Genomic DNA, 12,835 nt, shown 5'->3' with positions numbered 1-12,835 from the left:
AACCATTTGTGCTGAGCGCAGTTCTTAAGTCAAACGAAAATTAATAATTAAGGATATGGCAACTACAACAAAAACAGCTACAGCCAAGGCTGCCAGCAAAACAACAACTAAAAAAGCTAGTGGCAATACCGCTGGTAAAATAGAACCTTCTGAATTCCACGAGTTTTTTGTGGATGAGTTAAAAGATATTTATTGGGCAGAAAAGCATCTGGTAAAAGCACTTCCGAAAATGAAAAAAGCTGCAACCAGTACTGAACTTGCTGCAGCTTTTGAGAAACACACACAGGAAACCCAAACCCACATTGATACTTTAGAACAGGTATTTGGTTTACTTGGCGAAAAACCTGCAGCAAAAAAATGTGATGCTATGGCCGGACTACTTGAAGAGGCAACAAGTATTATTGAAGACACGGATGCAGGTACAATGATCCGCGATGCAGGACTTATCCTTGCAGCACAGAAAGTAGAACATTATGAAATTGCTACTTATGGTACACTAAAAGTTTTTGCCGAAAACTTAGACCGCAGTGATGTGGCTGAGCTTTTAGGGCAAACACTGGAGAACGAAAAAGCAACAGATGTAGCACTTACTGAAATCGCCGTAAGCGCAATAAATGCCGAAGCAGCAGCTGAATAACAAAAGGATTTAAATAACCGGCCGTAGAAAGCCTGTTATTTTGAGAAATGAAGAAATGATCATGTAGGTTTAAGCATCCGCATGATCATTTTTTTTAATATTAGCGTTCACCTAACCATTATAGGCCTGTTGCAAAGCGGCAACATCAACTTTTTTCATGCTCATAAATATTTGCGTAACCCTTGCAACCTGCTCAGGGCTTCCATTTTTAAGCGCTTCAAACATTAAGGTTGAAGCTACCTGCCAGGATACACCGTATTTATCCTTCAGCCAGCCGCATTGTCCGGATTCGCCTCCGGCTGTTAATGCCGACCAATAATAATCAACCTCTTCCTGTGTATCGCAAACAATCAGCAGCGACACGGCATCGTTAAAACCGAAGCCATGCGGATGTGCACTATCCATTGCGGCCAGCCAGCTACCGTTGATGTAAAAATCAGCATACATTAATGTTCCGGCCTTATCGGGGCCCATATCTTCGGTACGGGGTGCGGTGGTGCCACGTTTGCCATCTTTAAAAACCGAACAGTAAAAATCTATTGCTTCACTGGCTTTACCGGCAACATCGCCCGTATATAACAAGGAGGGAACAATTACCGGCCTTTCTTCTCCGGCAGGATTGGTGAGGATTAACTGCCATGAAATGCCATATTTATCACTTAGCCAGCCATAGCGTTCGCTAAAAGGATAGCGGTCTAACGGCATCATCACCTTTCCGCCAGAGAGTAACTTGTTCCAAACTTCATCGATATGTCTGGCAGCATCTGGATCGCGGGAAGGATCAAAATTGATCATGAAAGATATGGCAGGACTAACAGTTAAACCCGGCCCTGCGCTAATGCCCAGAAAAGGCTGTCCTGCAACAGTAAACTCGACAGTTTCGCACTGGCCGCCACCCGGCATGTCGAAATGGCTCACATAATTGAGGCTCGAACCGGGTAGTAGTGATGCATAAAATTCGGCGGCTTCTCTGGCTTTATCCTCAGCGAACCAGAGGTGTGGTTTAATAGGAAACATAGCTAAATGATTTAAGGTAAATATTTTAATCAAAAATAACACCTAAATACGGTATAAAGTCAGGCATGTTCCAGACATCTTAAGGGGGTAATTGCGACAACCAGCCATCAGAACGCTATGAAGCATTAAACAACACCTTTAAATGCTGTCTTTTTGGAGAAATTCATCTCCAAAAAGTTTACAGCCTGTTTATCCGGTTACTGAATCCCCTCTTCAGTTAATTTATTTGCTTTTAATGATGCCGCAGCACTTGCTTTAGGGGTAGGAATGTCATCAGGTTTATAGTAATTATTTAACCTCACCGGGAAATCACCGGCCGCATTCATTTCATTCTGTCTGGCCATAAATACGGGTACATTGCCCCTGTTGTTTTGAGGGTAAGTCATTGATGAACTATGATTGTAGCCCAGCACGTGCCCCATTTCGTGAAAAGGCGTGGTATAACTATTGGTCATAAAATTTAAAGTAACCCAGTCTGGCATACCAAAAGTGCTTCCGCCACCAAGGCCGTTAACTTTACGGGTATCGGTTAAACCGCAATTGATTTTGGTGCGTGTTTGCGCCTTAATCCAGTCAGCTTCCTTTTCGGCAGTGGTTAGTGGGGTTGTGCCATCGTTACCGATCACATATTCGTTAACAATACGGCTTTTCATGGTGGCATCGGTGTACATGTAGGCAAAGTTGATCATAAAGCCGGTAAACATCCTGAATTGTTTTGCTGGTGGTTCATCCAGCCAGTTATTGTCTAAATTCTGAGGATCAAAATCCTCCATTTTGGGCTGCCACTTTATAATGCTCAGCTTTTTAAGCTTCTCTATAAGCGGCGTGGTGCCTGTAAATTCGAAACTGATATCAGCGGGAGCAATCCCTTTGGTTTTATAAGCCGATAGGTCTACAGTTTTCTGATTAACATCCAGGTATTCGGTCTGTCCGGTAATAAACGGATAAGGTATCTGCTTAACCCGATGCCCTTTAATGGTTCCAATATGAAACAGCTGAATTTTTTGGGGCTGACCGGCAATGGTGGCCAGGATGGTGGCATCGGTAATATCTACGGGAGCGAAATTAGCCACCTCGATGGTGGTATTGTTTACGGCTGTTATCCGCAATACATTGCTTACATTAAACCGCCTGTTTTCGCTAATCATAGTTGCCATTGCCTCACCATCTTCAAACATGAGTTCGTCGGCAGTGGTACCCGTAAAAGAATAAGTTGGTGTGGTTGGTCCGGTTTCAACCGGCTTAGGATCCTTTTTACATCCGATGGCTAATAATAATAAACCAAGAACGATAAGGCCGTTTGATAGGGTAGTTTTTGTTTTCATAGGGGTTTTTACAGGTAAATAATAGAATATAGATCTTTGAATAGGTTGAATGTTAACCGCTTTTAAACCATATTGGGGATGTATTTGCGCTAAATGGTATGTTAAATTTTGATTTGGGATTTGGTTAGCGGTCATTCTTATATATAGAAATACTTGAAACGATGATAAAGTTAAGTTTAGTATATCTGTACAAAGTTTATAAAAAATAACTTTTCAAAAAATGTAAGTTTACTTAAAAACCAGGTATAAAAAATGGATCTTCTTAAAAAGAAGATCCATTTACAGAAATTGTACAAAGTGGTTTCAGCAAATTCTACTGAAGTGATCCTGAGAAAGTAAAAGTAGGGTTCTGAACACTTTTAAACTGTCCCAAAACTTCGCCTGTAGTTGGATGTACAAAGTAATCGATTGTAAAATCGTCAACATTTAAGCGCTGTGCCAGTAATGCAGCCAGATTTGGATAAATATCTGCCCCGTTACCATCAGCTGTTTGATATGTAAATTTAAATACCCCGGCATCGCTTTTTGTAAAGCTGTAAGTCATGTTGGCAATGAGTTCGCGTGTTGGATTACTTTGCTGGGGCTGACTAACGCTAACTACCACAGTTTTTGTAGTGAAATTGAAAATATACTTTATTTCAGATAAGATTAACTTAAATTTATTTACCACCAGCATTTCATTAGCCGCGGTTGCTCTTCTGGTTACATAATCGGCACCCCAACCCGGATAAGTTGTAGCATTTACCAATGAGAGACCGGTATAAACTTTTCCGAATAGCTGAGACAAGGGGAAAATGGGTATTGTACTATATTTAATGGCATACTCCTTTCCTGTATTATCATAAAGGACAATGGTTGTGGCATCTTTTAAAGCAAACTTAACAAACCTTATCCCCTGATAAACCAAACCATCATTTAAAATATTAATTCCATCAAGGATTGTGGAATATTTTCCGATAACAGATGTGGAAACACCATCGTCGCTCACATTTAAAAAGGTAACTCTTTTACCCGACAATACAGTATTTGAAGTATTTAAAGATATTGCCACCTTAATATTTTTACCTCCTACGGCAATTTCTATGTATGGATTTTTAGCTACAAAAAAGCTCTTAAAGTTATCTATAGCTGCCTTATAACCACCAGCTTCATAAATTGCTTTTTGTGCCGCTGTTGCCTTCACCATTGATAGTTTTTGCTTATATTTTTTTCCGATCATGATCAAACTATCAGCAGTGCTATGATCAAAAGTAAACTCTACATCACTTTTAAAGCCGGTAGCCCTATCGCCGCCAAATGCAGCCGGATTAGGATCCTGAAGCCAGTTAATATAATTGTAGGTATCAAAAATTAATGTAGCGCCCACATCGGCCTTCACCCTGTAGGTTGAGGTACCGATCCTGGTAGCAGTGTTATCATTCAAATCTCCGTACATTTTAACTTCCTGCTTGGTGCCGTCAAAAGTCATATAAAACGCATAACCACCTCCAGCCTGGGTAGCTAAATTAACCACCCAGCCGTTGCCCGCCCCGGTTAAAGCGGTATTTACTTTAACGAGTTCTTCCTGATACCTTGTTTCGGGCGATTGCTCGAAATTAGATTCAAAATCTGATTTTTTACAGCCTGCTAAACTCAACAGGCATATATATAGAAATAATAGTTTTTTCATTTATTTAATTTTTATCGTTGTTGATAAAATGCTGAATGACTGCCTTTATGTTAATAAGCAAACTGGCCGTAAAAATAATTTGCGGGGTTTCCCTTTACATAAAAACCGCCGAAAGTATTGAAATCGGTAAGTGATACATTTTTAGGGATCCAGTCTGCAACAAAAGTTTTGCCCGTGAGGTAAGGTTGTAAGGTGTTGGTGATTGCAGTAAGGAACTGGGTTGCGTTACCAAAGGTTGTACCTGTACCCTGTGCAATTTTAGTAAACACCAGTTCTCCGGTATTAGAGTTGGAAGTAAATGAGAAAGAAAAATCAGCCATATATTGTGTAGGACCAATATTTTGGGTTCCGGTAAAGGCTAATCTCACCACCATAGAGGTTGCACTTTCGAACCTCAGCTGGATGTTATCTACGTGATAAGCATAAAATGCCGGGCTGGCAGCCACCTGTGCTTTAAAATTGTTGTAGGCAGTTGCAAACTCTGTAGAAATACCATACTTAGTATATAATGCATCTTCTAAATTGATGGTGAGGGTCCGTAATACCGTTTTATCTGCGGTAGCGCCTAAATCCTGCCCAACAAAATAACCAAAACTGGTGGGAACATATTTGTATCCATCTCTCACAATTCCCTGAATTTCGCGCTGTAGGGCACGAAAATCAATACCTAAATTAACTGTAAAGTATTGCACCACACTGGCTTCTTTTGCTTTTAAGGCAGCTTTACCAACTGCGCCTGCACCTGCGGCCCTTAAATCGAACCAGGCCTGACCATTTACCAGTAAATACGCTGTTGTTTCTGCAAAATCTTCGAACGGCGATGATGATGCATAACTGGTTACATAACCGTTTGCCCTTGCGGTTGCATCGGGTGTGGTTGTCCAGGTGGCCAGGTAAGTAGATTTTGTAATGGTCTGAAAATCTGCGGGCATCGGCACAATCTGGTTTAAAGTATGTGTAAATTCGTGGTGGATAGTCCTTAGTTTATCAAAATTGACAGCTGCACTGTTTACATCAAAATTGTTCACATTATACATGGTAATGTTCCGGCCTGCAGATGCAGTAGCTGCAATTGCTGATCCGTCTGTATTATACGAAGGTGATCCGTAAAGCACAAATTGTTTGGGCACCAGCCTTTTAATAAAAGTTGCTCCTGCAATTTTACGATATGGTAAAATAAAACCCTGTAAAATGTTTTCCATTTGCGGCCTTACCTTATCTACGTTTACCGCAGCAATATCTTTATCGTTACCATGCAAAAACCTGTTGTAACGGTAAACCACATCAATGTTGTACTCATCTAAAAAGGTGGTCTTCAACCATTGGTCTAACTCGGTATTCGCAACTGGATTATCCAGGTTTATTGTACTGTTTTCAGCATTTAAAGGCGCTTCCTTTTTACATGAGAACATCATGATGACAAGGAACAGTGCTAAGAAAGTTTTGATTAAATTATTTTTCATGACTTTATTAATTTAATTATCTTGGATTTAATGGCACGCCTGAAAGCTTAGCCTCTTCTGGGATCTGGAAAACCCTGCGGTTATCACCGGCTTTTAATTCCACAAATGTTTGATCGTTATTGCTATCGTACTTGTTATGCACTACAGTTAGTCCCTTTCTGATGATATCCAGCCACCTGATTCCCTCCTGTAAAAATTCGAATTTCTTGGTTTCTAAAATGGTTTTGATCACGGCCTGTTTTTGATCAGGAAGATTATAAAAAGTAGATAATCTTGCCGCTGTGGCCGCATCAGTTGCGGGGCTGTAAGATAAAATTCTGGTGCTGTAAAAAGTATTGATATCCTTTACCGCATTATCCAATTGTCCTAATTCTGCATAAGCTTCTGCCCTGTTCATTAACGCTTCATCAGCAGTAAAAAGCGGCATCATAATATATGGTACACCGCTTGGTGCGTTAGGAGTTGTTCTGAAAAACAGCTCTTTATATTTATAGGTGGTATAATTGGGCACAGTATTGGACAGAATTTTATGCCCGGTTGCTTTGCCTGTAAAATTGTAGTTTACCCCAAACATTTTAACAAGATTTTGTCCATAGCCCTGCCTTGGGCTATTTTGTCTTTGAAAAAGAGAATAAGTTGTGGCCAGCAGCAGGTTGTATTTTTGATCGGAACGCGTAAAAGCCAAATTAAACTCAGTTGTGCCATAAGTTCTCAAAGTGGTATTGATGGGCCTGATGTTGCTTAGAAAATCGCCTGCCGGCACTGTAGCAGTAGCAAAATCGACAACTTTCTGCCATTCTCCTTTAAATAAATAGAAACGGGCAGCAAAAGCACTGGCAGCTGCAGGTGTAAAATGATATTTCGGAACATCGTAAGCCGTTCCGTTTAACAAAGCCATCCCTGCTTTTAAATCATCTTCTATTTTCTGATAGGTGGAAGCTACCGTTCCCCTGTCATAATTCTGGATTACCTTGGTTTCGGGCTGAGTTACATAAGGTACACCGGGCGAATTGTTGGCTCCGTTGATTTCGTACACTTTGGCAAAAAAGTTAACCAGCATAAAGTGTGCGTAAGCCCTGGCAACCAAAGCTTCGCCTTTGTATGGTAAGGCCGCATTTCCGAAATTATTTTTTTCTATTGATTCAAGTGCCTGGTTGGCAGCAGCAATAGCTTCGTAACAGGCATTCCAATAAGCGGTTGGAGAACCGGTATCATTCCCTATAAAATCCTGCCAGGCATAAGGGGTAGAAATCACATTGGTTAAATCGCCAATACCGTTTCCTTTATCCTCTGAATTATCTGAAGCTGCCTCTGTAAAATACAGGTAATCGCGGTCAGGATAGGCAGTAGTAACCAATTGAGACAATTTGTCAATTGTATTGATCTCAGTTCTGTTATCGGGTTCTGTATCTAAATATTTATTGCACGATTGTGTGATTAACAATGCTGTTAGTGCAAGAAATAAAGTTTTTGTATGATTCAATTTCATTGTTATGCTATTTAAAAACCAACTTTGAGTGATAAAGTGTATTGTTTTGGGATAGGCAAGGCTACGCCACCTGAGGCAAAAAACTCCGGATCTTGTCCGTTAAGTCTCTTATCTGAATATAACAGGGCGAGGTTGTTGCCTACAAACGAAATTTGTGCTGAGGCAATTTTCAGTTTACTTAAAAATTCTTTAGGAAGTTCGTAGCCCAGCGAAACTTGTTTAAACCTGATGAAATCGCCACTGGCTACCCGTTCTGAAGAGAAATTATATAAATTGTAAGGATATACTGCGGAAATGGTATTGCCATTAACATCTTTAACCTGTGTACCTGTCTGATACGAATCTAAAAGGGCCGGTACATTGGTAAACTGTTCGTCGCCAGGTTTGATCCAGCGGTTAAGCAAATCTTTAGACATGGCATAAAAATCAGGATAGGTTGCCGAATAAACATTTCCCAAGCGCACCTTATTACCGGTTGCAAAGGTAAACAGTGCAGAAAGTGTAAAGGCTTTATAGCGGAACTGGTTATAAAAACCACCTGTAAAAGTAGGATCAACAGGTCCTTCATATTTCAGGTATGCGGTTTTTGTACTTTGTAAATCGACATTTGAGTTTCTTTTACCATTTTGATCGATATAATACGGATAACCATTATTGTGGTCTAAGCCGGCAAATTGAAGGGAGAAAAGTCCTCTTTGTGCATACCCCATAAGCGCACCACCATCTGCATCAATCAAACTGAAAATATTCGGACTAACCTGAAGATTGGTGATTTCGTTTTTATTAAAAGCGAAATTAAATTGCGTACGCCATTTAAAATCAGTTCCGTTAACGGGATTGCCCGCAACGGTAAACTCCAAACCTTTAGCGCTCATATCAGCATAGTTGGCATTTTTTGTAAACTGCCCGCCAATACCTGATGTACGGATGCTGCCAATCAAATCATAAATATTTCTTTTGTATAAATCAACAGTAAGGTTAAGCCTGTCATTAAGCAAGGTTAAATCGGCACCTAAATTAAATTCCTTTAGTTTCTCCCAGGTAAGTTCAGAATTTTCCAGACTGGAAATGTAAGTTGCTGTTTCTTTTTCGTTTTCGTAAGGTCTTCTGGTAATCTGATTATAGAAAAGTGCAGATGAGTTATTGGCATTGCCCAGATTGGCCACTAAACCGTAGGTTGCCCTTACCCTGGCAGAACTAAGAATGTTATTTTTAGGCCAGAAAGATTCCTGATCTATGTTCCATGCACCCGAAACGTTCCATGTAGGTAACCACCTTGCCCGCCTGCTACTGCCTAATAAATTGGAACCATCGTAACGCGTGGTAGCATTAAAGCTATATTTATCTTTATAAGAGTAGGCAGCCCTTAGCGAAAATGCAGAAAAGCGATCTCTGTAGGTAGCCATTCCGTAGTAAGGGAAGCCTGATTCCTGTGCAAATTTGAAATATTTATAACTAGGGTTAACCACACCTCCGTTTTCGTACTGGTAACCTACCCCGTCAAAATTTTCGGCCTGGCGATCGATGTAACGAACTTCCATTGAGCTGAATACGTTAAGCCTGTGATTTGTATTAAAGGTTTTATCGAACTCCAGGTTCTGGCGGAAATAAAAGTTTTTAAGGTTATCGGTTTGGGTATTATAAAAACCACCGTCAGGCAATACTACTGTAGGATCTGCATAAGGCTGATCGGGATCGCTATAGAGATATTTGTTTGATCCGATTGTGGTTGCATCCTGATCTGCGCGATAGGCCAGGGCCAGGTTAGCGCCTTCGAGGATGTAGGTTTGGCGTTCGGTTTTGGCAAAACGGTAAGCGCCGTCAATTGAATATTTTAACGTTGGAATGATCTGATACTTAATTCCGCCCTGCACTTTTAAATCGATCTGACCTAATTTTAAATAGTTATTTTCCAGCTCTGTTAAAATATTAAAAGGGGCATAATTCTTTGTAAAATATTCTCTGTTGCCGTTCTGATCAAAAGCGGTTAACGCACGGCTTGTGTTTAAAGAGTAAGAATAAGGATTGATGTCAAAATCCCTGGAGTAGGTACCATAAACCGGGTCTGAATTCCGGTTTAATGTCCCCGGCGCTTTTTGATCACGGATTGAACCGTTTATCAGCACCTCAGCACTCAGTTTATCGCTCATTTTCACATTGGCCCTAAAATTACCGGTATATCGGTCAACACCATTACCTAATGTTTGCCCACTATCGTGCAGGTAAGATGTTGAAGCGTAAGTCTGAAATTTTTCAGTTCCGCCGTTAATACTTATTGAGTGTTCCTGTAACAAAGAGTTTTTAAACAAGAGATCAAACCAATCGGTATTGGCTTCAGCATATCTTTGTAAAAATGCCTTTCGCGTGGCAATATCATTCTTGGTTTTAAATGTTTGGGTAGCCTCATCGTAATCATATAATGAATTGTAATACTTCGAGAAAATACCCCCATCGGCACCTCTGGATGCTGATGCATGGTTAAAAAAACCTTTATTATCCAGTTCAGTTAATACCCCTACCTGCTCTGCAGAATTCATAATGTCGAAATTAGAATATTGTGGTTTTAAATAGGTGGTATAATTCCCTGTGTACGAAATTTTAGGAGCCCCCTCGCCTGCGCGTCCTTTTTTCGTGGTAATTACAATCACACCGTTCATGGCGCGTGCACCGTACTGAGCCGTAGCGGCAGCATCTTTTAAAATGCTGAAACTCTCGATATCATCGGGGTTTAAACCGGCAACAGATGAACCGATCAGAGTATTGGCATCGCCGGTTGAAAGGGCATCGTTAGAAATATTAACCACATCTTCCAGTATAATCCCGTCTACTACCCAAAGCGGCTTGTTATCACCTGAAAGTGATGTTGCACCACGTACACGTATTTTTGGAGCGGCTCCGAATGTACCCGAAACATTCTGTACACTTACCCCTGCAACCTGTCCTTCCAACATCCTGCTTACATCTGGTACACCATTGCGCTGTGCATCTGATGCCTTAACCAATGTTGCCGAACCGGTAAATAATTTACGGTCTAAAACCTGGTAACCGGTCGAAACTACATTTACCTCCTTAAGCTGTGCAGCATCTTCGGTTAAGGAAACATCTATCCGGCTTCTTCCTTCAACAGGTGTTTCCATCATTTTAAAACCTATAAATCTGAATACCAGGGTGCCGTTTTCGGGTGCTGAGATCTGGTACTGTCCGTTTGCATCTGTAGATACTGTGGTTGAAGTTCCTTTAACAGATACACTAACACCGGGCATGGTTGCTCCATTAACTTTTTCTTTTACTGTTCCTTTAACAATAATGATTTTCTGCTGATTTTTCAGCACTGTTGTAGAAAGGGGTAATTTTCCGTCCGCCGCCGAGCTGGCCCGGATGTTGCAAAAGATTATCGAGAGTAAAAGGATTGCAATTCTGCTGACATTCCTCTCTATTCTTCTTTTGTAGAGATTTAACTTCATAATGAATGATTTTTAATTTGTTTGTTGTATAGTGATTTTTTGCTGGTATGGAAACTTTGAGAGTTAGTATCCTTATCGAAGATTTAAATGCTATTCACTGTAATTAATATTTGTTTGTTATTTTGGCAAAACTTAAAGGAAATCAAACAGCGGCTATTCTTTGATAAACTAAAATCGAAATACAAATATTTCCTTTATAAATTCCTACTGTTTAATTGTTGTTAAGTACGAACCAAAGTAAATTATATTTAGTATTTGTAAACACTCGTTTCTTAACCAATGCTAACAAATTATTAACTTCATGATGTAGAAAGCTTTATCGAAGGGATATTTACAAACAAATGCCCGGAAACCTGAAAGGTGCATGTAAAGACTGGAGAAGAATCTACCAGCTTGAGGAGATGTTGATGATCAATTATTATTAAAGAACTGAAAATAAGAAACTTAATTCAGATAGTGATATTTTAAAATCTGCATTATAATCTGTATCATCTATCCGAAATGTCTTTATTATATCGTTCCTGCAGATTTAAAATTTTAAACGCCGATGGATTTAGTAAAGTGAGTTTAAAGCAGCTGATAATAAACGTCTTTTACACATGTTTATTAAAATGTTAATAATTTTTATAACTATTTTATTCACAGGCATTTCTTTTATAACTAAAAATTGATAATTTGGGATTAACAAACCAAAACAAATATGATCGAAAAATTTAATGTCATTGTGGGTGCCTTTACCATTCTTACGAGCTTCGGGATTTTGATCAAACTTTGTCGTCCTAACCGTAGAGAAAAACTGTAAAAAAATGGGTCGGACGTCATGATCTGGCCCATGCAACCTTATTTCAAAAATTTAGTTTTAAACCTGTAAGCGTTTTTAACACTTTATAGCTCTGCGCGCTAATTGTCATCCTGAGGCACGAAGGATTACTTACGTAATCTTTACGCTATTATAAATTAAAAAATACGCATCCACAGCATGTTTGCGCCAGCAAGGATATCTAATATTTTTATTATAAATTTGATTACACTACCGGTATATAAGAAAAATACCGCTACTCTATTAGCTTAAAATGCAATGGTTTTTCCAGAAAATGAATTTCAAGCCAAACAATCAGAACGGGCAGAAAAAGCAACGTTTTTTTCAAAATTAGTTGGCTACCTGCTTTATGCAATAACCGCTTTAGGTATAATTGCATTAACTGTAACCATTCTTTTCTCTAACAAAACAGATACTAGCTTAAAGATATTACCAGCCATATTTGCAACATGTCTACTATTTTTTCTATTCCGAACTTTCTTTAAGCAACTTGCTCAGGCTAAAGAAAATAAAATTACAGCGGTGCTTGTTGATCAGCAGGGCTTTCATCATGTTGAAGATTTTAAAACGGTTAAATCAATTACTTTTGATGCATTACGGCCCAACCCTGGCAAAAAGTACGATGTTGATCTATCGGATGGCGATGATGTAAGTATAGAATTACTTGTTTACCATCGGATTGATGTTGCGAATGAAATTGTATGTAAAGCCATTACTTTTGAAACACCTTTTTCGATTAAAAATGGTGAAGAATTAAAAAAACATTTTATTAAGGGTATTATGGTGTTCCGTCCGGATTTGAGGATAGCTCCGAGGGTTTTGGATTTTTTTGATATGAAGGATCAATGAGTTTAACAAAGCTGATTACTAACGCAAGGCTTATTGATTATGGCGAAAAATGTAAACGCGGCACGCGTGCATAAGCGAGGGACTATAATTGTATTTATAGGA

Annotated in this window: 8 protein-coding genes; 2 read left to right on the top strand and 6 right to left on the bottom strand. The window is 39.5% G+C overall.

The features are described 5' to 3' along the window. Positions 1 to 55: 55 nt before the first annotated feature. A complete protein-coding gene (locus tag ABD769_RS01635) occupies positions 56 to 637 on the top strand; it encodes a YciE/YciF ferroxidase family protein (protein WP_344848809.1) in 582 nt (193 codons plus the stop codon). 111 nt (positions 638 to 748) lie between these two features. Here ABD769_RS01635 and ABD769_RS01630 read toward each other — a convergent pair whose 3' ends face one another. The 6 genes from ABD769_RS01630 to ABD769_RS01605 form a co-directional block, all read right to left on the bottom strand. Then, on the bottom strand, positions 749 to 1,654 hold the full coding sequence (locus tag ABD769_RS01630; RefSeq protein ID WP_344848807.1) for a VOC family protein: 906 nt from the start codon (positions 1,652 to 1,654) through the stop codon (positions 749 to 751). 197 nt (positions 1,655 to 1,851) lie between these two features. Continuing rightward, positions 1,852 to 2,979, bottom strand: coding sequence for a hypothetical protein (locus tag ABD769_RS01625; RefSeq protein ID WP_344848805.1), 1,128 nt, complete (start codon positions 2,977 to 2,979; stop codon positions 1,852 to 1,854). A 313-nt stretch (positions 2,980 to 3,292) separates the two neighbouring features. Further along, positions 3,293 to 4,648, bottom strand: a complete 1,356-nt coding sequence (locus ABD769_RS01620; protein ID WP_344848803.1) for a DUF4302 domain-containing protein — start codon at positions 4,646 to 4,648, stop codon at positions 3,293 to 3,295. Between the two features lie 50 nt (positions 4,649 to 4,698). Then, on the bottom strand, positions 4,699 to 6,111 hold the full coding sequence (locus tag ABD769_RS01615) for a substrate import-associated zinc metallohydrolase lipoprotein (RefSeq protein WP_344848801.1): 1,413 nt from the start codon (positions 6,109 to 6,111) through the stop codon (positions 4,699 to 4,701). Positions 6,112 to 6,127: 16 nt separating this feature from the next. Then, positions 6,128 to 7,600, bottom strand: coding sequence for a RagB/SusD family nutrient uptake outer membrane protein (locus ABD769_RS01610; RefSeq protein ID WP_344848799.1), 1,473 nt, complete (start codon positions 7,598 to 7,600; stop codon positions 6,128 to 6,130). Between the two features lie 11 nt (positions 7,601 to 7,611). Next, positions 7,612 to 11,064, bottom strand: coding sequence for a SusC/RagA family TonB-linked outer membrane protein (locus tag ABD769_RS01605; protein WP_344848797.1), 3,453 nt, complete (start codon positions 11,062 to 11,064; stop codon positions 7,612 to 7,614). A gap of 1,078 nt (positions 11,065 to 12,142) precedes the next feature. Here ABD769_RS01605 and ABD769_RS01600 point away from each other — a divergent pair. Further along, positions 12,143 to 12,733, top strand: coding sequence for a hypothetical protein (locus ABD769_RS01600; protein WP_344848795.1), 591 nt, complete (start codon positions 12,143 to 12,145; stop codon positions 12,731 to 12,733). The last annotated feature ends 102 nt before the right edge of the window (positions 12,734 to 12,835 follow it).

It is taken from the genome of Pedobacter jeongneungensis (assembly GCF_039538295.1).
Lineage (GTDB): Bacteria > Bacteroidota > Bacteroidia > Sphingobacteriales > Sphingobacteriaceae > Pedobacter > Pedobacter jeongneungensis.
This window is presented reverse-complemented; position numbering and strand designations above follow the sequence as displayed.